24 protein-coding genes and 1 pseudogene are annotated in these 21458 nt (G+C 61.3%); 20 read left to right on the top strand and 5 right to left on the bottom strand.

What is annotated here, in order from left to right; all coding sequences use genetic code 11:
* The first annotated feature begins 54 nt into the window (after positions 1–54).
* The 8 genes from PSH81_RS01965 (at position 55) to PSH81_RS01930 (ending at position 7412) form a co-directional block, all read left to right on the top strand.
* Positions 55–633, top strand: a complete 579-nt coding sequence (locus tag PSH81_RS01965) for a fimbrial protein (RefSeq protein WP_192298354.1) — start codon at positions 55–57, stop codon at positions 631–633.
* Between the two features lie 91 nt (positions 634–724).
* The gene (locus PSH81_RS01960; RefSeq protein ID WP_226455531.1) at positions 725–1501 is read left to right on the top strand and encodes a molecular chaperone; all 777 of its coding nucleotides are present in this window, start codon (positions 725–727) and stop codon (positions 1499–1501) included.
* Positions 1502–1509: 8 nt separating this feature from the next.
* Positions 1510–2277 (top strand): molecular chaperone, encoded by a 768-nt coding sequence (locus tag PSH81_RS01955; protein WP_370694877.1) that lies wholly within the window; start codon positions 1510–1512, stop codon positions 2275–2277.
* Between the two features lie 123 nt (positions 2278–2400).
* A complete protein-coding gene (locus PSH81_RS01950) occupies positions 2401–4968 on the top strand; it encodes a fimbria/pilus outer membrane usher protein (RefSeq protein ID WP_305391913.1) in 2568 nt (855 codons plus the stop codon).
* A 64-nt stretch (positions 4969–5032) separates the two neighbouring features.
* Entirely contained in the window at positions 5033–5971 is a 939-nt protein-coding gene (locus tag PSH81_RS01945) for a fimbrial protein (protein WP_226455529.1), read from the top strand.
* Between the two features lie 15 nt (positions 5972–5986).
* Positions 5987–6511 (top strand): fimbrial protein, encoded by a 525-nt coding sequence (locus tag PSH81_RS01940; protein WP_226455528.1) that lies wholly within the window; start codon positions 5987–5989, stop codon positions 6509–6511.
* Positions 6512–6641: 130 nt separating this feature from the next.
* A complete protein-coding gene (locus tag PSH81_RS01935) occupies positions 6642–6866 on the top strand; it encodes a hypothetical protein (protein ID WP_329959605.1) in 225 nt (74 codons plus the stop codon).
* Positions 6867–6881: 15 nt separating this feature from the next.
* Complete coding sequence (locus tag PSH81_RS01930; protein ID WP_226455527.1) at positions 6882–7412, top strand: fimbrial protein; 531 nt, start codon at positions 6882–6884, stop codon at positions 7410–7412.
* An 83-nt stretch (positions 7413–7495) separates the two neighbouring features.
* Here the strand turns inward: PSH81_RS01930 and PSH81_RS01925 are convergent, their stop codons facing one another.
* The 3 genes from PSH81_RS01925 to PSH81_RS01915 form a co-directional block, all read right to left on the bottom strand.
* Complete coding sequence (locus PSH81_RS01925; protein ID WP_305391912.1) at positions 7496–8401, bottom strand: phasin family protein; 906 nt, start codon at positions 8399–8401, stop codon at positions 7496–7498.
* 12 nt (positions 8402–8413) lie between these two features.
* A complete protein-coding gene (locus tag PSH81_RS01920) occupies positions 8414–8836 on the bottom strand; it encodes a phasin family protein (RefSeq protein ID WP_192298362.1) in 423 nt (140 codons plus the stop codon).
* Positions 8837–8940: 104 nt separating this feature from the next.
* Positions 8941–9216, bottom strand: coding sequence for a polyhydroxyalkanoic acid system family protein (locus tag PSH81_RS01915; RefSeq protein WP_053140503.1), 276 nt, complete (start codon positions 9214–9216; stop codon positions 8941–8943).
* A 300-nt stretch (positions 9217–9516) separates the two neighbouring features.
* Between PSH81_RS01915 and ubiE the strand changes: the two genes are divergently transcribed.
* The 12 genes and pseudogenes from ubiE to PSH81_RS01860 all read left to right on the top strand — a co-directional run bounded on the left by ubiE (position 9517) and on the right by PSH81_RS01860 (position 19510).
* Entirely contained in the window at positions 9517–10287 is a 771-nt protein-coding gene (ubiE, locus tag PSH81_RS01910) for a bifunctional demethylmenaquinone methyltransferase/2-methoxy-6-polyprenyl-1,4-benzoquinol methylase UbiE (RefSeq protein WP_060754560.1), read from the top strand.
* Entirely contained in the window at positions 10287–10910 is a 624-nt protein-coding gene (locus PSH81_RS01905; protein ID WP_192298363.1) for an SCP2 domain-containing protein, read from the top strand. The genes ubiE and PSH81_RS01905 overlap by 1 nt, the downstream gene beginning before the upstream one ends.
* Positions 10907–12511: a ubiquinone biosynthesis regulatory protein kinase UbiB gene (gene ubiB / locus PSH81_RS01900; RefSeq protein ID WP_192298364.1), complete on the top strand. Its 1605-nt coding sequence runs from the start codon at positions 10907–10909 to the stop codon at positions 12509–12511. Before PSH81_RS01905 ends, ubiB begins: the two co-directional genes overlap by 4 nt.
* Before the next feature lie 41 nt (positions 12512–12552).
* A complete protein-coding gene (hisI, locus tag PSH81_RS01895) occupies positions 12553–12945 on the top strand; it encodes a phosphoribosyl-AMP cyclohydrolase (protein ID WP_012721796.1) in 393 nt (130 codons plus the stop codon).
* A 2-nt stretch (positions 12946–12947) separates the two neighbouring features.
* Positions 12948–13280 (top strand): phosphoribosyl-ATP diphosphatase, encoded by a 333-nt coding sequence (locus PSH81_RS01890; protein ID WP_003209299.1) that lies wholly within the window; start codon positions 12948–12950, stop codon positions 13278–13280.
* Positions 13281–13305: 25 nt separating this feature from the next.
* Positions 13306–13584 (top strand): twin-arginine translocase TatA/TatE family subunit, encoded by a 279-nt coding sequence (locus PSH81_RS01885; RefSeq protein WP_003171180.1) that lies wholly within the window; start codon positions 13306–13308, stop codon positions 13582–13584.
* A gap of 10 nt (positions 13585–13594) precedes the next feature.
* Positions 13595–13990 carry a Sec-independent protein translocase protein TatB gene (tatB, locus tag PSH81_RS01880; protein ID WP_192298365.1) on the top strand — a complete coding sequence of 132 codons (396 nt, stop codon included), beginning with the start codon at positions 13595–13597 and terminating at the stop codon, positions 13988–13990.
* The gene (gene tatC, locus PSH81_RS01875) at positions 13987–14778 is read left to right on the top strand and encodes a twin-arginine translocase subunit TatC (RefSeq protein ID WP_017738833.1); all 792 of its coding nucleotides are present in this window, start codon (positions 13987–13989) and stop codon (positions 14776–14778) included. The genes tatB and tatC overlap by 4 nt, the downstream gene beginning before the upstream one ends.
* Entirely contained in the window at positions 14775–15482 is a 708-nt protein-coding gene (locus PSH81_RS01870) for a 16S rRNA (uracil(1498)-N(3))-methyltransferase (protein WP_226455524.1), read from the top strand. The genes tatC and PSH81_RS01870 overlap by 4 nt, the downstream gene beginning before the upstream one ends.
* A 97-nt stretch (positions 15483–15579) precedes the next feature.
* Positions 15580–16590 (top strand): annotated as a pseudogene (locus tag PSH81_RS27415) (methyl-accepting chemotaxis protein); the annotation flags it as partial.
* A 33-nt stretch (positions 16591–16623) separates the two neighbouring features.
* Entirely contained in the window at positions 16624–17496 is an 873-nt protein-coding gene (locus PSH81_RS27410) for a methyl-accepting chemotaxis protein (protein ID WP_370694902.1), read from the top strand.
* A 106-nt stretch (positions 17497–17602) separates the two neighbouring features.
* On the top strand, positions 17603–19510 hold the full coding sequence (locus PSH81_RS01860) for a methyl-accepting chemotaxis protein (RefSeq protein ID WP_305391910.1): 1908 nt from the start codon (positions 17603–17605) through the stop codon (positions 19508–19510).
* Between the two features lie 138 nt (positions 19511–19648).
* Here PSH81_RS01860 and PSH81_RS01855 read toward each other — a convergent pair whose 3' ends face one another.
* Positions 19649–20383: an amino acid ABC transporter ATP-binding protein gene (locus PSH81_RS01855; protein ID WP_017738829.1), complete on the bottom strand. Its 735-nt coding sequence runs from the start codon at positions 20381–20383 to the stop codon at positions 19649–19651.
* Positions 20376–21335, bottom strand: coding sequence for an amino acid ABC transporter permease (locus PSH81_RS01850; RefSeq protein ID WP_192298370.1), 960 nt, complete (start codon positions 21333–21335; stop codon positions 20376–20378). The genes PSH81_RS01855 and PSH81_RS01850 overlap by 8 nt, the downstream gene beginning before the upstream one ends.
* Between the last annotated feature and the right edge of the window lie 123 nt (positions 21336–21458).

Below are 21458 nucleotides of genomic sequence, written 5' to 3'. Positions count from 1 at the left end.
CCCGCCAACTAGCAAAATGACGGGACATACTGAAAACTCATGATCGGGAATACTATGAAATTCAATACTCTGCCTACACTTGCTGCTATTGCCCTGGCCGCGGCCATCTCGCAAACCGCCCATGCCGCCAATGACGGCACCATCAACTTCAGCGGACTGGTCAACGATACAACCTGCACCATCGAAGGTTCGGCACCCGGTACGGGCGCTGTGGTCAAGGACGTCAACCTGGGCGGAGTCTCGGCTGCGCGCCTGGCGAAACCTGGCGACCGTGCCAACCTGACTGGCTTCACCATCCGCATCGGCGCACCGGGTGAAGGCAGCTGCACCAACGGCCGCACCGCAATGGTTGCGTTCGACCCCACCAGTCCGGCCATCGACGTAGCAACCGGCCGACTGAACATCGACGGCTACGACAACCCCGATGACACCGAAAACGCCAAGAACGTACAGGTGGAAGTCACCAACCGCAACGGCTCCCCAATCAACGTCTACACCGAAAAATCCGAAGGTGTGGTGATCGCCGACAACCAGGCTGTCATCCCGCTGGCCGCGCAAATGTACGCCACTGCCCCCGCTACCGAGGGTACGGTCAAGACGCGCGTAGGTTTTATGGTTGTGTACGCCGACTAAGGGGCCAGGGCCTGCGCACAAGCATGCCTTGTCTATAACGGACCTGCCTTAAACGCGCAGGTCCCTCCCCGATCCGAAGAGTTGCGAGACTATGAAAAAAATGGCCTGCCGAGTGCTTGCCACCTGTGCCTTTGGATGGTTAACGCTACAAGCGCTAACCGCCCATGCAGGCGTGATTATTTATGGCACACGTGTGATCTTTCCGGCTGAACAGCAGGAGGTCGTGGTGCGCCTGGAGAACAAGGGCGACCGTCCGGCACTGGTCCAAACCTGGCTGGATACCGGCGATGCGCGCTCGACACCCGCGACGGCGCAGACGCCCTTTACCCTCTCGCCGCCGATCTTTCGTATCGAGCCGAACCAGCAGCAAGCCCTGCGCCTGCGCTATCTGGGTGAAACAGCGCCCAACGATCGCGAAAGCCTGTACTGGCTGAATGTGCTGGAGGTGCCACCCCGCTCAGCCAATTCCGAGCAAAACAACCAGATAGAACTAGCGTTCCGGACCCGTTTGCGTGTGTTCCTGCGCCCGCCGGCACTGCCCTATCCAGTGGCCAGCGCACCATCGAAACTGCAATGGCAGCTGGTGCCTCACGAGCAGGGGTATGCCCTGCAAGCGACCAACCCGACGCCATACCATATTTCCCTGACCTCGGTTGACTTGCTGAGCGAAGGAAGACGCTTCAGCAAAGCACCCAACAAGGAAGCCAACGACAGTCTGCTGATGCCGGCCGGTGACGTGAAACGGTTTGCGCTACCGCTGCTGCGTGATCGCCCCAACGGCACACCGAAAGTGGAGTTCACCACCGTGAGCGACTTCGGCGCTCGGGTGCGCCACTCGGCCAGTCTTACTCCTTCAGTCGCCAGATGATCTCGCCCATGAAATCGATCTTTATCTCGTCTTTGTCATTCCCGTTCATGGCATGGGCATTCGCGTTGTTTGGCGCCACGTCCGTGCATGCGAGCGTGGTAATCAACAGTACACGGATCATCTATCCGCAGAACGACAAGGAAGTCACCGTCAGGCTGGAAAGCAAGAATCAGGCGCCAGTACTGATCCAGGCCTGGCTGGACAGCGGTGACGAACACTCGACTCCGGATCTGGCCGTAATTCCCTTTATCGCCACTCCCCCGATTTTTCGCATGGAGCCAGGCAAGCAACAGGTGGTGCGCCTGGCGTATACGGGCGACAACCTGGCGGCGAAGCAGGAAAGCCTGTTCTGGTTCAACCTGCTGGAGGTACCCGCACAGTCCCAGGACGCCAAGCAAGCCAATCAACTGCAGCTGGCCTTTCGCTCCCGGATCAAGCTGTTCCTGCGCCCGCCAAACCTGCCCTATGGGGTCGACGCCGCGCCGGCAAAACTGCAATGGCGCCATGAATCGACCGAGCGCGGCCAAATCCTGGAGGTCTATAACCCCACGCCTTACCACGTGACCTTCGACCAGATCGACGTGCTGGAGGCAAAGCTGCGCCATACACGCAAGGCCGCACTCTCTGGTGCCGAAAACATGGTGGCGCCTGGCGGCCGCAATCGCTTTGAACTGCCCAGCCTCAAGTCACCGCCGGGGGCTGCGACCACGGTGGAGTTCCAGACGCTTGACGACTTTGGCGTAAGGATCTCCCACAGCGCCAAGGTCTCGAAATGACCGACCTGGCCAGCCCGACACCGTAGTTCTCCAACCCCGGACACACCTGTTGGATGCCCTTTTTCCTGGGCAGGGCCTCCCCTTGCCCGAATTCGGACAGCACTTTTTTTGGAAATGGTAAACATGAGCTTGAACACGCCTGCCAGAGCAAGACACTGGTCCCCGACATGTCATCGGCTGAAGCTTACGGCGCAGAGCTTGTTGCTGCTCGGCGGAGCACACTCGATGGCCGCCCACGCGGTGGAGAATGTCGAGTTCAACCCGGCCTTCTTTCCGGATGGCACGGGTGGCCAGCAGCTCGATATTTCAAAATTCAGCCAGGGCAACGTCGTACTGCCCGGCAACTACCGCAGCGACGTCTACCTCAACGGTCAGTGGATTGGCCGCGAAACGTTGTCCTTCGTCGCGGTCGAGGGCCAGGACTCGGCACAGATGTGCCTGGAGCGTGACGCACTGCTCAGGTTCGGCATCGACCTGGACGCACCGCAAAAACAACCCATCGAGGACGGCCAGGCGCCGATTCCCGAGTTTGCCGGTTGCGAGGATATTTCAACCTACCTGCCAGGCAGTACCAGCCATTTCGACTCAGGCGAAAACCGCCTGACACTGCAGGTTCCACAGATCTACATGGCACGTACAGCACGCGGCTATGTCGACCCGAAACACTGGGACAGCGGCATCAATGCGGCCTTCGCACGCTACAACGTCAACACCTTCAATACACGCACGAACGGCCGCTCGATCAACTCCCATTACCTGGGCCTGAACTCCGGGCTCAATCTGGGTGACTGGCATTTGCGTCATAACGGCAGCTTCAGCCAGACCGACGCCGCCTCGGGTTATCAAAGCAGCAGCACCTATGTGCAACGCGAACTGAGCCCGCTGCGCTCACAAATGATGGTGGGCGAGATCTACACCCCGGGCGAGCTGTTCGACAGCGTGCGCCTGCGCGGTGCCAGCCTGTTCAGCGATGACCGGATGCTGCCGGATTCCATGACCGGCTTTGCGCCTGTGGTGCGTGGTGTCGCCGAGACCAATGCCCGCGTGACCGTGCGCCAACGTGGCGTGTTGCTGGATGAAGTCTCCGTGGCCCCCGGCCCGTTTGTGCTCAACGACCTGTTCCCCACGGGCTATGGGGGTGACCTGACTGTCACGGTCACCGAGGCCGATGGCCGCCAGCGCGAATTCATCGTGCCGTTTGCCGCCAACGCCAACCTGCTGCGTGCGGGCTACAGCCGCTATTCACTGAGCGTCGGCCTGCTGGATGAAATCGGCCTGAACCATCCACCCAAACTGATGCAGGCGACCTACCAGCACGGCCTCAACAATCTGCTGACCGGCTACACAGGGGCGGTGGTGGGTGAGGACTATCATTCGCAGTTACTGGGGACGGCCTTCAATACCCCGTTTGGCGCGCTGTCCTTCGACTTGACCAATTCGAACGCAAACCTGCCCGGCCACGGGTCCCGGGACGGGCAAAGCGTGCAGTTGCGCTACAGCAAGAACTTCACCGATTCCGGCACTCACTTTGCCCTCGGTGCCTATCGGTACTCCACGCAAGGCTTCCTGAGCATCGCCGACGCCGCGAGGGTGCGCGACCTGGCCATCGACGGGCGCAGCCTGGACAACCTGTCACGCCTGCGCGACAGAATGGATATCAGCCTCAACCAGAGCCTGGGCAACAGCTCGGTTTACCTCACCGGCTCTTCGCAGAACTACTGGAACCGCGCAAGCGGCAACCTGACCTTCACCGCAGGCTACACCGGTAGCTGGCGGGGCATGCACTACACCCTCAGCGCCCAGCGCACCAAGGACTTGCTGAGCGACAGGATCGACAAGCGAGTGGATCTGACCCTGAGCCTGCCACTGGGCAGGGATGCTCGCTCGCCGACCCTGACCACCACAGCCTTTCGCGGTAATCAAAGCAGCGGCGAACGTGTGAACCTCGGCGGCACCCTGGGTGAGCGCAACGAGTTCAGCTACGGCGTGGGCAGCAGCAGGACCCAGGGCAGTGACAACGCCCTGAGCGCCGACGTGAAATATCAGGCGAGCCATGGCGTGCTGTCCGCAGGGTATGGCCAGAGCAACAGCTACCGCGCAACGTCCCTCGGCATGACCGGCGGCATCGTCGCTCACTCGGGAGGCGTGACGTTCGCCCCGGAGCTCGGCGACACCATCGGCATCGTCCAGGCTCCCAGTGCACAGGGCGCGCGGATCAATGGCAACCACAGCGCCCAGGTCGGCAAGAGCGGTTACGCCGTGGTGCCCCACCTCACGCCTTACCGCCAGAACGTGGTGGAACTGGACCCCAAGGACTTGTCCGTGGATGTGGAGCTCAAGACCGCCGCACAAAACATCGCGCCGCGCGCCGGGTCGGTGGTGAAGTTGCAGTTCGATACGGTCAGCGGCCAGGCGCTCTTGATTACGGCGCAGCGTGAGGATGGCAGCCCGCTGCCGTTCGGTTCGGATGTGTTCGATGAGGATGGCGCCAGCGTGGGCATTGTTGGCCAGGGCGGCAAAGCGTTCGTGCGCGTTGCGAAGGATCAGGGGCTGTTGACCGTCAAGTGGGGCAGCAATGACGACGCCTCTTGCCGCCTGCAATACGGCCTGCAGAAAGACCCGGTGGGAGATGCGACACCGCGTTTACGTCATCTGAATGCTGGCACGTGCTCTGCCAACACACGTGGCTGATCCTGCGGGCGCGCACCTCGCGCCCGCGGTTCCCAATAACCTCTTCTGATTACAGGACATGAAGATGAAGTCCCCCATCCTGCTGGCTTCGACACTACTTGCGCTTGGCATGCCGATCGCCGCCCAAGCGAGGTGCGACAGGTTTCAAAATGACACGTTCACCTTGAACCTGCCCGCGAACATCACGGTCCCGGACAGCCTTCCCGTCGGAAGTGTCATCACTCGCCAAGCCTTCAGCGGTACGGCTCCCGCCTACTTTGCAAATTGCACCGTTGCCACCCCCACCGGAGTGTTTGGAAGATATTCACGCCTGCAAGACCCGGCTACCGGCGCCTACCACACCGAGGTTCCAGGCATCGGCTTGCGCATTACGATGACGTGGGCCGGCGGCGGCCCCGCCGCCTTCGCACTGTACAACCAAGGTTACCAACAGGTTTACGGGAAAATTCCCAGCTTCACCTCAGCGGAGGCCACCTTCTACAAAATCGGCCCTGTGACCAGCGGGACAGTACCGAGCGGCATGTTCTGGGAAAAGACCTGGGTTATCGCTCCAGAGCGTTTCCGCCTACAACTCGGCAGCCCTGTACGTTTTGTCAGGCCCGCAGCCACCTGCGACCTGGCAGCCGGTGACGTCAATCGCACCATCACCCTGCCCCCGATAAAAGTCGGCGACTTGAAAGACGTGGTTTCCGCAGGCGTGCACAACTTCGACCTGACCGCCACCTGCACCAACGCCTCCAATGTCACCTTTCGGTTTACCGGCACGCCCGCCCCAGGCAACAGTTTGCTGTTTGCCAATACCGGCACCGCCGGGGGCGTGGCCCTCTGGCTGTACTCGCGCATCAACGGCGTTCCCCAGACCATCAGTACCAATGGCACTCGCACGCTTGCCGTCTCGGGCAATCGCGCAGTCTTGCCGCTCAGCGCGGCTTATCACAAGAACGGCACGGTCAGCCAAGGCACGCTGGCCAGTACCACCACCGTCAACATCACTTACAACTAAAACCTGGGAGTCCCCATGAACATCCGAACCTTTCCCCTACTGCTGGCAATCACTGCAAGCCTCGCCATTCCTGCTGCCCACGCGGCCACGACAGGCACGTTACGCTTTGCCGGCCAGGTCGACGCCGGCACGTGCAACCTGGCTGCCGGCGATGAAAACCGCACCGTTACATTGCCCACGGTCAAGATTTCGGATTTTGATTCGGCCGTTTTCACGGGAGCAATGAATTTCGAGATTACGGCAGAATGCGAATCCGACATTCGCAACGTGATTTTCCTACTCACCGGTACGCCATCCGTTGACAACGGACTGCTATTCGCCAACGTCGGCACCTCGGGTGGCACGGCACTTTGGCTGAGAAGCGGTGCAAGCGGAGCAACCTTCCCTGCCAATGGCTCCCCTGCCGACCGCAGTCGAACGATTGCGACAAGCGGCAACAAGGCCGTACTGCCGATGTGGGCGGCCTACCACGTAACCGGCAAGGCGATCACCCAAGGCACCCTGGATAGCACGGCAACCGTTTCCATTACTTACAACTGACCACAGCCTGGCTGCCTGGCCACCTTCATCCGGCCGGGAGGGTCGGTTACGCCTTACACCCCCCGTCCATTTCATTAACAGAACAGAAGATGAAGCGTGACCTCACTTCACCTCGGTACGAGCCCGCGACGTGCTCTTCGCCAACACCGGCAGTACGGCTGGGGTAACCCTGTGGTTCGGTTCACGCATCGATGGGGTCCAGCGAACCATCTCGCCTAGTACCGACAACGCGCGCACGGTGACCGTTTCCGGCAATCGCGCGGTCTTGCCACTCAGCGCGGTTTATCACAAGAACGGCACGGTCAGCCAAGACAGGCTGTTCAACGCCGCCACTGTCAACATCACTTACAACTAAAACCTGGGAGTACCCATGAACGTCCGACCCCTTCCCCTACTGCTGGCAATCAGTGCAAGCCTGGCCATTCCTGCTGCCCAGGCGGCCACGACAGGCACGTTACGCTTTGCCGGCCAGATCAATGCTGGAACGTGTAACCTGGCGGCCAAAGACGTGAACCGCACCATCACCCTACCAACGGTCAAAGTGTCGGATTTCGATGACATCAGCGTTATTGGAGCAACGGAATTCGACATCACCGCCGAATGCGAATCGGACATCCGGAATGTAACGTTCCTGTTTACCGGCACTCCCGATACGCTCATACCGGCAATATTTGCCAGCACGGGAACGGCGAAGGGCGTTGCCGTGCGAATAAGGGCGGGGACGCCCACTGAAAAAACGGTGATGTACGCCATGGGCATCCCCATCCAGCGCAGCCGCACAATAGCGACAGCCAGCAAACAGGCAGTCCTGAGCGTTGAGGCCGCGTACCAGAAAAACACGGCCCCCCTTGCTCAGGGAACGGTGGACAGCACTGTCACCATTTCAATCACTTATAACTGACGCACACATGGGCCGAGCGCTTGGCCACAAACAAAAAAATGCCCGGCCTCTGCAGGACGGGCATTTTTGTGTCCGTGTAGAACTCAGGACTGACTGGATGGCGTCGGGGTTGCCGGCGCTGCAGTCGGGGTTGCCGCAGGCGTCGGTGCAGACACCGAGTTGGCGGTCGAAGCGGTAGGCGCCGTGGCAGGCTTGGCCGCGACAGCTGGCTTCGGTGCGACGGGCTTTTTGGCGACCGCTGGCTTCTTGACAGCAGGCTTCGCGGCTGGCTTGGCCACTGCCGGTTTAGCGGCGGGTTTAGCAGCTGCTGGCTTGGCGGCAGCGGTTTTAGCCGCAGGTTTCGCCGCTGGCTTTGCAGCGGATTTGGCGGCGGCTTTAACAGCCACTGGCTTGGCAGCAGGTTTAGCAGCGGCCGTTTTGGCCGCTGGCTTGGCGGCGGCTTTTGGCTTGGCGGCGGCTTTTGCCGGCGCCTTGGCCACGGGCTTGGCAGCCGCTTTCACCAACGGCTTGGCGGCGGTTTTTGCAGCCGGTTTGGCAGCCGCTGTTTTAGCGGCAGGCTTGGCGGCGGCTTTCACTGGAGCCACTTTGGCGCCGGTGAGTTTTTCGATTTGCTTGGTCAGGGTATCGACCTTGCTGTGCAGCGCTTTGACTTCAGCCTTGCTCGGCACGCCCAGACGCGAAATGGCACTGTTGAGGCGCTTGTCCAGAGCCCCTTCCAGTTCGCCCCAAGTACCCAGTACTTGTTTCTTCGCATCACTGATACGCGAACCGGCAGTTGCCTTGGCGGCAGTTACTTTTTTACCAACTGCGCTATTGGCTACTTTCTCGGCCTTCTCGCCGTCTTTAACCAGAGTCTCGAAGAGTTTGCTGCCGTCACTGTCGATCTTCGAGTAAACGCCTAAACCAGCCAGCCAGATTTTGCGGGAATATTCTTCAACTTTCCCGACCCACGAGCTGCCTTCTTTCTGAGGTTTCTTTTGAACAGCCATCCCGATGTCTCCTTAGTGTTTACGCGCGACACGTTCGAGCAATGCCGTCAGCTCTTCGAGCTTAGCAGAGAGTGTCTCCACGTCATGTTTAGACGCAATGCCGATTCGATTCAAGGCACTTGCAACACGAGTATCAAAAGCTTTTTCAACTTTATCCAGCTGAACTTCTACCAGACCTTTGACAGAGGAGACATTACTCTTTACTTGGTCAATCTGACTATTGGCGGCGTCAAGTTGTTCAACAGCAACTTTTTTACCTTTACTTTCAACATGTTGACCCGCCTTGACGAGTTCCTTGAAGTACTCGTTGCCCTCGCTTCCAACCTTGGCATACGCACCAAGGCCCGCCAGCCAGATCTTGCGGGCGTAGGTTTTAACCTCGCTCAGGGCAGTAGTCGGGGCATCGATTTTTTTCTTCAAGATAACTTTGGCCATGGTGCACCTCACGCGAAATAGGGTGGAGGAACGGCCCGCAGGAGTTGAGGGCTTGGGCACAAAGTAGGAGGAAAAATTAGAATCGGCACCCTAGAACACTCGGATCACGCCAATGCCTTATCCAGGGCTTTCTCGATTTCGGACTTGATGGTGCCACTCATGGCCGACATCAACAGGCCCAGTTCCACATCAATACGCAACGAATCATCTGCAACCAATACCGTGCCTTTAACCCCCGAACGCTTGAGGTTCAAGGTATCGCCAGACCACGATGGCTCCAGGCCATATTGCTCCTTGAGTTTATGCGCCAACTTCTCGGCCTTTGCCCGAGCGCCTTCTTTACCCAGGGAATGTGCACGCTCAACGGTAATACGGGCCATTGCAATGACTCCTCTTTATTGCGGTTTGGATACCTTCGATGCGGCAAAAGGTCTCGGTGACCATCCATCTTACCTATACGCAACTCGACAATCTGTAGTGAGCGGGCTTGCCCCGCGCTGAGTGGCGCAGCCGCCCCAAACCCAGGCAACGCGGTCTTTCTGAAACTCCCAGGCGTCCTTGCGGGGGGCGGCTTCGCCACCCAGCGCGGGGCAAGCCCGCTCACTACAGATTGAGCCTTGCCAAGACAAAGCAGGCCTTGGGGATTATCATGTGCCGCATTCTCTTTTGGTGACAGCGATATGACTGATCAGCGCAAAGGCAGCGATGCCGAACCCACCACTCACTTCGGCTTCAAGAACGTCCCGGAAAGCCAAAAGGCGGAAAAAGTCGCTGAGGTGTTCCACTCCGTTGCGGCCAAGTACGACCTGATGAACGACGTGCTCTCCGGCGGCATGCACCGCCTGTGGAAGCGCTTCACCATCGAGCTGTCCGGCGTGCGCGCCGGCAATCGCGTGCTGGACATCGCCGGCGGCACGGGCGACCTGGCAGCCAAGTTCTCCAAGCTCGTCGGCCCCACCGGCCAGGTGGTACTGGCGGACATCAACGGTTCGATGCTCAAGGTCGGTCGCGACCGCCTGCTCGACAAAGGCGTGGCCGGCAATATCGAATTCGTCCAGGCCGACGCTGAAAAGCTGCCGTTCCCCGACAACCATTTCGACTGCGTGACCATCGCCTTCGGCCTGCGCAACGTGACCCATAAAGAAGACGCGATCCGCTCGATGCTGCGCGTACTCAAGCCGGGCGGCCGCCTGTTGGTGCTGGAGTTCTCCAAACCGACCAACGCACTGATGTCCAAGGTCTACGACACCTATTCCTTCGCCTTCATGCCGTTGATGGGCAAGCTGATCACCAATGACGCCGAAAGCTATCGCTACCTGGCCGAATCGATCCGCATGCACCCCGACCAGGAAACCCTGAAGTCGATGATGGTAGAAGCCGGTTTCGACCGCGTGACCTACCACAACATGACGTCCGGCATCGTCGCCCTGCACCGCGGCATCAAGCCCTGATGCTGCTCCAGGGCCTTCTCGCCAGCGTTGAGCACGGCCTCAACCGTGTGCTGCGCCTGGACAGCACCGCCCTGGCGCGGCTCGCGCACTTGACCGGCAAGGTGATTGCCGTCGATTGCCGCAGCCCCGCCGTGCAGCTGTTTATCCTGCCCAGCGATGAAGGCCTGCTGCTCGCCAGCACCTGGGCCTGTGATGCCGACTGCACCCTGCGTGCGCCGGCCTCCAGCCTGTTGCACCTGGCCCTGAGCCGCAACAAGACCGCGATCCTGCACAGCACCGAAGTCGAACTGGAAGGCGACAGTTCGGTGCTGATGGACCTGGCCGCCGTATTGCAAGACCTGGAGCTGGATTGGGAATACGAGCTGTCACGCTGGATCGGCCCGGTGGCCACCCAGTTGATCAGCGGGCACCTGCGCAGCCGTTCGCGGTGGTATCAGCAAGGGTTCGCCAGCCTCAACCAGAACCTCGCCGAATACCTGAGCGAAGAATCGCGCACCCTGGTCGGACAACGGGAAGCGCAAGCGCGCTTTCGTGAACTCGACAAGGCCAAAATCGACCTGGAACGCCTTGAGGCACGCTTCGAGCGCCTGAGCCGTTCCCTTGATCCAAGCGATAACGCATGAAGCTGCTCGCCGTCCGCCGTTTGTTCCGTATCCAGCGCGTCGTAATCCGCTACCAACTCGATGACCTGCTGTTCGCCCTGCCACTGCCGTGGTTCCTGCTAGCGGTGCGCTATGTGCTGCCGTGGCGCTGGTTCCCGCGCAAGAAGCTGGAGCTGAGCCGTGGCGCGCGCCTGCGCCTGGCGTTGCAGGACCTGGGGCCGATCTTTATCAAGTTCGGGCAAATCCTCTCGACCCGCCGCGACCTGCTGCCCGAGGACATCGCCGACGAGCTGATGCTGTTGCAAGACCGCGTGCCGCCGTTCGACTCGCAACAGTCGATGAAGCTGATCGAAGAACAGCTGGGCCGGAAGATCAGTGAAGTATTCAGCCGTTTCGACGTCGAACCGCTGGCCTCCGCCTCGGTCGCCCAGGTGCACGCTGCGCAACTGAAGAGCGGCGAAGAAGTGGTGGTGAAAGTGATCCGCCCGGGTCTCAAGCCGATCATCGGCCAGGACCTGGCGTGGCTGTTCATCCTCGCCCGCGCCGCCGAGCGCTTCAGCGCCGATGCGCGCTTGCTGCACCCGGTGGACGTGGTTGCCGACTACGAAAAAACCATCTACGACGAACTCGACCTGCTGCGCGAAGCCGCCAACGCCAGCCAGCTCAAGCGCAACTTCGAAGGCTCGCCGCTGCTGTACGTGCCGCAGGTGTATTGGGACTGGTGCCGCCCCAAAGTGCTGGTGATGGAGCGCATCTACGGCGTGCAAGTCACTGACCTCGCGACCCTGGCCGACCAGCGCACCGACATGAAGATGCTCGCCGAGCGTGGCGTGGAGATCTTCTTCACCCAGGTGTTCCGCGACAGCTTCTTCCACGCCGACATGCACCCCGGCAACATCTTCGTCAGCACCGTCAACCCGTGGAGCCCGCAGTACATCGCGATCGACTGCGGCATCGTCGGCAGCCTGACCCCACAGGACCAGGACTACCTGGCACGCAACCTCTTCGCCTTCTTCAAGCGTGACTATCGCCGCGTGGCGCAGTTGCACATCGATTCGGGCTGGGTGCCGGCGGAAACCAAACTCAACGAATTCGAAGCTGCCATTCGTACGGTGTGCGAACCGATCTTTGAAAAACCGCTGAAGGACATTTCCTTCGGCCAGGTACTGATGCGTCTGTTCCAGACCGCCCGACGTTTCAATATGGAAGTGCAACCGCAGTTGGTCCTGTTGCAGAAAACCCTGCTGAACATCGAAGGCCTGGGCCGCCAGCTGTATCCGGACCTCGACCTGTGGAACACCGCCCAGCCGTTCCTCGAACGCTGGATGCGCGAGCGGGTCAGCCCGAAAACCCTGATCGGCAATCTGCACAGCCAGTTCGAACAACTACCGCACTTGGCCAACATGACCCGCGACCTGCTGGAGCGCATGTCCCAGCCCCACGCCAAGGACCCAGCGCCGCCGTGGCACAAGCGCAAGGACGACTGGTTCCTGCGCCTGCTCGGCGCCGCGCACCTGACCGGCGGCATTGTGCTGGCCCTGGGCGGGCCGTTGAATCAATTGGGCCACTGGCCGGCCGGTATCATGGTCGCCGTGGGCGTTTATCTGATCGTGCGCCGATAGCCGATCCGGTTATACACTGTCGCAAATTGCCGGAGCCGAACATGAAAGACTGGCTGGACGAGATCAAATGGGACAGTGACGGCCTGGTGCCGGCCATTGCCCAGGACTACAAGACCGGGCGCGTATTGATGATGGCCTGGATGAACCGCGAGGCCCTGAGCCTCACCGCCACTGAGCAGCGCGCCATTTACTGGTCACGTTCGCGTGGCAAACTGTGGCGCAAGGGCGAAGAGTCCGGGCACGTGCAGACCCTGCACGAGATGCGCATCGACTGCGACGCCGACGTGGTGATCCTCAAGGTCGAGCAGATCGGCGACATCGCCTGCCACACCGGCCGTCACAGCTGCTTCTACCGCGTGTTCGAGAACGGCGAGTGGAAGGTTGTCGAACCGGTGCTCAAAGACCCGCACGCCATCTACTCCGCAGGACACTAGACATGAGCGATACCCTGAACCGCGTGGCCCAGGTGCTGGAGGACCGCAAAGGCGCGGACGCCGACAGCTCCTACGTCGCCAGCCTTTACCACAAGGGCCTGAACAAGATCCTGGAAAAACTCGGCGAAGAATCCGTCGAGACGATCATCGCCGCCAAGGACGCGCAAATCAGCGGCGACTGCAGCGATGTGATCTACGAAACCGCCGACCTGTGGTTCCACAGCCTGGTCATGCTCGCCCAACTGGGGCAGCATCCGCAGGCCGTGCTGGATGAACTGGACCGTCGTTTCGGCTTGTCCGGGCATGCCGAAAAGGCATCGCGCCCCTCCGCCTGAATAACTTTTACTGAGGATTTGCAGCATGGGTATTTTTGACTGGAAACACTGGATCGTCATTCTGGTGGTGGTGGTATTGGTATTCGGCACCAAGAAACTCAAGAACCTGGGCACGGACGTCGGCGAATCGATCAAGGGCTTTCGCAAAGCCATGAACGACGACGAAAAACCTGCCGACCCGGCCGCCAACCCAGTGCCACCGGCGCAGCCAGTGCACCCGCAGGCCACCCAGCCGATCACCGAGCGTCGTACTTTCGACGTGCAGGCTGAGAAAGTCGAAGAGCCGACCCGCAAAGACTCGTGAGCACTGACTAATGTTTGGTATCAGCTTCTCTGAACTGCTGCTCGTCGGCCTCGTGGCCCTGCTGGTACTGGGGCCGGAACGCCTGCCCGGTGCGGCACGCACGGCCGGCCTGTGGATCGGCCGCCTGAAACGCAGTTTCAATGCGATCAAACAGGAAGTTGAACGGGAAATCGGCGCCGACGAGATCCGCCGGCAGCTGCACAACGAACATATCCTGTCGTTGGAGCAAGAGGCGCGCAAGATCCTGTCGCCGGTCCAGGAGCCCGCCAAACCGGTCGAGCCCGTGGCCGAGCAGAGCATCGCACCGACCACCCAGACCCCACCTGTTGCGCCCACCGAGCCTGCGCCGACGCCCGTTGCGTCGCCCGCGCCCCATGACCCTACATTGCCGCCGCGAGCCCCATGAGCGCTGATAAACCGGAAAACGACCAGCACATGCCGCTGGTCTCGCACCTCACCGAGCTGCGTACCCGCCTGCTGCGTTGCGTAGCGGCGATCTTCATCATCTTTGCCGGGCTGTTCGCCTTCACCCAGCAGATCTATACCTTTGTCTCGACGCCCCTGCGCCAGTATTTGCCGGCCGGCGCGACGATGATCGCCACCGACGTGTCGTCGCCGTTCCTCACGCCGTTGAAGCTGACGATGATGGTCTCGCTGTTCCTGGCGATCCCGGTGATCCTGCACCAGATCTGGGGCTTTATCGCACCGGGCCTGTACAAGCATGAGAAGCGCATCGCGGTGCCGTTGCTGGTATCGAGCATTTGCCTGTTCTACACCGGCATGGCGTTCGCCTACTTCCTGGTGTTCCCGCTGATCTTCAAGTTCTTCGCCGCCGCCACACCGGCCGGTGTGGAAATGATGACCGACATCACCAGCTACCTCGACTTCGTGATGACGCTGTTCTTCGCCTTTGGCGTGGCCTTCGAAATCCCGGTGGCCGTGGTGTTGCTGGTGTGGATCGGCGTGGTCAACGTGGCGTACCTGAAGAAGATCCGCCCGTACGTGATCATCGGCTGCTTTGTGGTCGGCATGATCCTCACGCCACCGGACATCTTCTCCCAGACCCTGCTGGCCGTGCCGATGTGGATGCTGTTCGAGATCGGCATCCTGTTCAGCAGCCTGATCACCAAGCGTGGCGACCACCCGGATGATCAGCCAGCCGACGACGACCAGCCGCCAGCGACCCAGCCGTGAACCTGCTGCTACTGGAAGACGCCGACTTCATCGCGGCCGACCGTGTGGTGCTGCGTGATCGGCGCCTGGTGCACATGCAGGAAGTCCACCGCGCAGCCGTCGGCGACAGCCTGCGCGTGGGCCGCATCGGCGGGCTGATGGGCAATGCCCAACTGCTACGCCTGGAAGACAGCGAGGCCGAACTGCAAGTCAGCTTCGACCAGCCGCCGCCGGCCAAGCTGCCGCTGACCCTGCTGCTGGCCCTGCCCCGTCCGAAAATGCTGCGCCGGGTCCTGCAAACCGTGGCGGCCATGGGCGTGCCAAAGGTGGTGCTGCTCAACAGCTACCGTGTGGAAAAAAGTTTCTGGCAGACGCCATTCCTCGAGCCGCAAGCCATTCGCGAGCAACTGATCCTCGGCCTGGAACAGGCGCGGGACACGGTGCTGCCCGACATCATCATCGAAAAACGCTTCAAGCCGTTCGTCGAGGATCGCCTGCCGGCCATGGCCGCTGGCACCCTTGGCCTGATTGGCCATCCCGGCGACTACCCGGCCTGCCCGCGTGGGCTGGACGAACCGGTGACCCTGGCAATCGGCCCGGAAGGCGGCTGGATTCCCTACGAGGTCGACTTGCTGGCCAAGGCGGGTTTGCAGCCGGTGCAACTGGGCGCCCGCATCCTGCGCGTCGAAACCGCCGTCACCGCCCTCCTGGCCCGACTGTTCTGACCCGCCCCCAGGCATCTGATCGCGTCGCTACAGAATCCCCGACACAGGCCGATACACCCTGAATAAGTCCAAGCCTTGTTCCAGGGGAGTTCGCAGCATGTATCGTTGGTTAGCCGAAAAGCTGGGGAATGTCAGCGTCAAATCCAAGTTGGGTGTAGGTTTTGGCCTGGTGTTACTGCTCACGCTCATGATTACCTTCACCGGCTGGAGCGGCCTGAGTGGCGTGATCAGCCGTGGCGACAAGCTGGGTTTCATCTCCAGCGTCAATGAACTGACCAAGGATTTGCGCCTGGCGCGCCTGGACTACGAAATGCGGCGCGGCGAACAAGGCCCGGCGGCGGTCAATGCGCTGCTGGTGAAACTGGAAGCCGGCCTGAAAACCGCCGACGGCATGATCGATCAGCCGGCCGACAACCTCCTGGTGGACGATCAACTGGCCGCCGTCGAGCAATACCGCCGCGCATTCGAGGCCATGGTCCAGGCCGGGGCAAACCGTGAAAATGCGCGCAGCAAGCTGGGCGATACCGCCGACAACGCGGTGCTCAAAGTCGGCGAAATCGAGAAAGCCCTGCTGCAAGGCGACAGCGTCACGCAGTTCAACAGCGTGGTAGACCTGAGTAAGTTGATCCAGCAAGCGCGCTTCCAAGTGCGCGGCTACACCTACAGCGGCAAGGTCGAAGCCGAGCAGCCTGCGCTGGACGCCATCGACAACGCCCTGAAGAAAATCGCCAGCCTGAACGGCCAGGTCCCTGATCAATATTCGACCAACCTGCAACAGGCCAGCGTCTCGCTGCAAGCCTACCGCGCCGCCGTCAGCCAGTACCGTGACTCCCAGGTTGCCAGCGTCGCTGCCATGAAAATCATGGCCGAGCAAGGCGACATCCTGCTCGATCGCAGCAAAAAACTCACCGCGTCCCAGACCGTGGTGCGTGACAACGATGCCGCCCAAGCCAAGCAAATGCTGGCACTGGCCACCGTACTCGCACTGGCGTTCGGCCTGATTGCCGCGTGGGCCATCACTCGCCAGATCATCATTCCACTGAACCAGACCCTCAAGGTCGCCGAGCGCGTAGCCTCTGGTGACTTGAGCCACAACCTCGACTCCGCGCGCCAGGACGAACTGGGTCAGCTGCAACGCGCCATGCAGAGCATGACCGTCGGCCTGCGTGAACTGATCGGCGGCATCAGCGACGGTGTTACCCAGATCGCCAGCGCCGCCGAGCAATTGTCGGCCGTGACCGAACAGACCAGCGCCGGGGTCAACAGCCAAAAAGTCGAGACCGACCAAGTCGCTACCGCGATGAACGAGATGGCCGCGACCGTGCAAGAAGTGGCACGCAACGCCGAGGAAGCTTCCGAAGCCGCCGTCGCTGCTGACCAGCAAGCCCGCGAAGGCGACAAAGTGGTCGGCGAAGCCATCGCCCAGATCGAACGCCTGGCCAGCGAAGTCGGCAACTCGACGGTGGCCATGGGCGATCTGAAACGCGAAAGCGACAAGATCGGCAGTGTGCTCGACGTGATCAAGTCCGTGGCCCAGCAAACCAACCTGTTGGCGCTCAACGCCGCGATTGAAGCCGCACGTGCCGGTGAAGCCGGGCGTGGCTTCGCCGTGGTGGCCGACGAGGTGCGCAGCCTGGCCCTGCGCACCCAGAAGTCCACCGAAGAGATCGAAGAACTGATCGTCGGCCTGCAAAGCGGTACCCAACAGGTCGCGACCATCATGGACAACAGCCGCGATCTCACCGACAGCAGTGTCGAGCTGACGCGCCGCGCCGGCAGCGCACTGGCGAGCATCACGCGCACGGTGTCGACCATCCAGGCGATGAACTCGCAGATCGCCACCGCCGCCGAACAGCAAAGCGCCGTGGCCGAAGAGATTAACCGCAGTGTGTTGAACGTGCGGGACGTGTCCGAACAAACCTCTTCAGCCAGTGAAGAAACGGCCGCATCCAGCGCCGAGCTGGCACGCCTAGGGATTTACCTACAAACACTGGTAGGACGCTTCCGCATTTAATTAGCAGCTTGTGAAATTTCCTACGCAGTTATCAGCCCGGCACTGAGCCAAATCGATTTAGCGTTTCCTTTACTGCGAAACGCTTAATTCGATTTGGAGGTGCGTCATGTTTTCCCGGCTGACCCGTTTGCTGGTCAACGCCAGCGTCCGCGTCAAGCTTGCCATCGGTTTCGGGCAAGTGCTGATGCTCAGCTTCGCCATCGCCGTCACCGGCTGGCAAGCCTTGAATGCCATGATCTACCGCTCCACCAACCTGACGACCCTGGGGCAATTGGCGGTTGCTGGCCAAGCCATGCGTGCTGATCGCATCGTCTACCGCACGCTGACGGACCCGAACAGCCGGGGCAAACTCACCACACACATCGAGACCATCGAAACCCATCTGGCCGCCCTTTCAAGCCGCATGCGAGACCCGGCCGACCGCCAGCGCCTTGAACAGGCCACACGCCTGGTCACCGACTTCAAGGCGGCACTCAGCGAGCTAGCGCCCCTGATCGAGCACCGCGAAAACGCCCGCAGCCCACTCGATAAGACCGCACAGCAAGCCAGCGACACCCTGGCCCAACTCGCCAGTGAGCTGCCCGACCAGCAAGATCAGACAGCCCTGGATGCCATCGAAAACCTGCGCCAGGCCATGGTCCGTGCCGATGAAGGCGCCCAGCGCCCCGCATGGGCCGCCGCATCGCTGGAGGCCTACGCCCAGGCAGTCAGCGACGCGTTGCAGGCGCTGGAGGCCGCACTGGCCGCTGTCACGGCTCTGCCGGTGGACTCGACCCTGCTCAAGAGCGACATCGCCAATTACCGCGAGCAGCTACTCAACCTCAAGCAAGCCCAACTCAACACCGAAACCGTGCAGAACCGCTTCGAACAACAGCTCGATCAATTACTGGAACAAAACGAGCAGATGAGCCAAGGCCAAACCTTCAAACGCGACGACGAAGCCGGCAAGACCCGTCTGCTGCTGATCAGTGTGACCGTCGTCGCACTGTTGCTCGGCACTCTGGCCGCCTGGTGGATCGCCCGGCAAATTGCGGTGCCACTGCGTGAAGTGCTGGCCCGCGCCAACCGTATCGCCGAAGGCGACCTGAGCCACGACATGCCGGTGGGACGCCGCGATGAACTGGGCCAACTGCAGCACGCCATCGGGGACATGACCCACAACCTGCGCCACCTGATCAGCGGCATCGGCGACAGCGCCCGGCAGATCGCCAGCGCGGCCACCGAGTTATCAGCCGTCACCGAGCAGACCCGCAACGGGGTCAACAAGCAAAAAGATGAAACCGATCAGGTCGCCACCGCGATGAACCAAATGCTCGCCACCGCCCAGGAAGTCGCCCGGCATGCCGAGCAAGCATCAATCGCGGCAAACGAGGCTGACCGCCAAGCGAGTGCCGGCGACAAGGTGGTGGCGCAGGCGGTTGAGCAGATCGGCCAGCTGGCCGAAGAAATGGCACTTTCAGGCCGCGCAATGCTGACGTTGCAGCAAGAAAGCCAGAAGATCGCCAGCGTGCTCGACTTGATCAAGTCCGTGTCCCAGCAGACCAACCTGTTGGCCTTGAATGCCGCCATCGAGGCCGCACGCGCGGGCAGTGCCGGCGAAGGTTTTGCGGTGGTGGCCGATGAAGTGCGCAGCCTGGCGCAACGCACCCAGGCGTCTGCCGAAGAGATCGAAGGTTTGATCCTCAGCCTGCACAACGGCACCCAGCACGTGGCCGAGACGCTGGACAGCAGCCGCAACCTGACCGACGACAGCGTCGACCTGACCCGCGACGCCGGCGAGGCACTGGCCGCGATTGCGCGCACGGTGGCGATCATCCAGGAAATGAACCCGCAGATTGCCGCGGCCGCCGAAGAACAAAGTGCGGTGGTCGAAGAGATCAATCGCAGCGTGTTGCAGGTGCGCGACGTGTCCGAACACACCGCCGCCGCCAGCGAAGAGACGGCGGCGGCGAGTGTTCAGTTGACGCGGTTGAGCATGGATCTGCAGGCGCTGGTGGGCAAATTCCAGCTCTGACCCCGTAGTGAGCGGGCTTGCCCCGCGCTGGGTGGCGCAGCCGCCCCAAATCCAGGCGCCTCGGTCTTCCTGAAACACCGCGGTGGACTGTTTGGGGCGGCTGCGCCACCCAGCGCGGGCAAGCCCGCTCACTTCAAGTTACAGGACCTGGCGCAGGAAGGCCTGGGCGCGTGGGTCTTTTGGCGCGTCGAAGAATTCGGCCGGGGCGGCGTCTTCGAGCAATTTGCCGTGATCGAAGAACAGCACGCGGTCCGCCACTTCGCGGGCAAAGCCCATTTCGTGGGTGACGCAGACCATGGTCATGCCTTCCAGGGCCAGGGTCTTCATCACGTCCAGCACTTCGCCGACCATTTCCGGGTCGAGCGCCGAGGTGGGTTCGTCGAACAGCATGACCTTGGGCTCCATCGCCAACGCACGGGCAATCGCCACGCGTTGCTGCTGGCCGCCGGAGAGGCGCGACGGAAACTCGTTGGCCTTCTGCGCAATACCGACCTTTTCCAGCAGCGCCAGGGCCTTGGCCTCGCGCTCTTTCTTGCCGCGCTTGCGCACGACTTTTTGCGCCAGGCAGAGGTTTTCCAGCACGGTCATGTGGGGGAACAGGTTGAAGTGCTGGAACACCATGCCGACTTCGCGACGGTAGGCGTTCACGTCGGTTTTCGGATCAGCCAGTTGCAGGCCGTCGATACTCACCGAGCCGGAATCGAACTCTTCCAGGCCATTGAGGCAGCGCAGGAAAGTGGACTTGCCGGAGCCCGACGGACCGATCACCACCAGCACTTCGCCCTTGGCCACCTGGGTGGTGACGTGGTCGACCGCGCGCACCACATGGCCACGGGTATCGAAGACTTTTACCAGATCGCGGACTTCAATCACTTTGGGCGAGCCTCCGCTCAAGCCGGCTGGCCATTTTCGACAGCGGCAGGTTGATCAGCAGGTACAGGCCTGCAACGCAGAACAGGATTTCAAACGGCGAGAACGAGGTGGTGATCACCTCGCGACCGCTCTTGAGCAGTTCGGTGATCGCGATCACCGAGACCAGCGAAGTGTCTTTCACCAGGCTGATAAATTGCCCAGCCAGCGGTGGCAGCACGCGCTTGAATGCCTGCGGCAACACTACGTGACGCATCGACTGGCTGGCGCTCAAGCCCAGGGAGCGCGCAGCTTCGTTCTGGCCACGGGTGATTGACTGCACGCCGGCGCGGACGATTTCCGCCACGTAGGCGCCCGTGAACAGCGACAACGCGGCAATCCCGGCAAATTCCCGGGACAGGTTGAGCACCGTGCCGATAAAGAAATAGAAGATGAAGATCTGCACCAGCAGCGGCGTACCGCGCACCAACTCGACGTAGATGGTCGACAGGTCGCGCAAGGTCGGGTTGTTGGACAGACGGCACAGGCCGGTCGCCAGCCCGATCGCCAGCCCCAGGATGCCGGAGACCACCGACAGCCACAGCGTGGTCCACAAGCCCCACATCAACGGGCCCAACGCCCAATGCCGGGTCACACCGATCACGTCGCCTTCGGCCACGTCATCGCCGCGCGCCACTTGCAGGCTGTTGTCGGCCACGGTCAGCGTCTGCAGGGCACCCGCGTCGTTGCGCAGGGTCACTTCGGCGACATCGCCTTTGCGCACCAACTCAACCACGGTAGAAATATCCGCCGCGCGCTGGGATGTTTCAGCCTGGTAGGCGAAGTACTGCGGTACGCGGTTCCAGCGCCATTCGTAGGACATCAGCGAAGTGGCGTAATACAAGGCACCAGCCAGACCGACCAGCACGACCACGGTCAGCAGGTGCCAGGGCCATTGGGCTTTTTTCTGTTTCATTTCAAATTCCGCGATTTGTGTTGCTTGTCAGGCCGTCTTCGCGAGCAAGCCCGCTCCCACACTCGACCGAGTTCCAACATGAAATGCGGTCAAAATGTGGGAGCGGGCTTGCTCGCGAAGGGC

Origin of the sequence: Pseudomonas sp. FP2335 (assembly GCF_030687535.1) — a bacterium.
Lineage (GTDB): Bacteria > Pseudomonadota > Gammaproteobacteria > Pseudomonadales > Pseudomonadaceae > Aquipseudomonas.
Note: the sequence above shows the minus strand (reverse complement) of the source record. Positions and strands in the feature narration are given on the sequence as shown.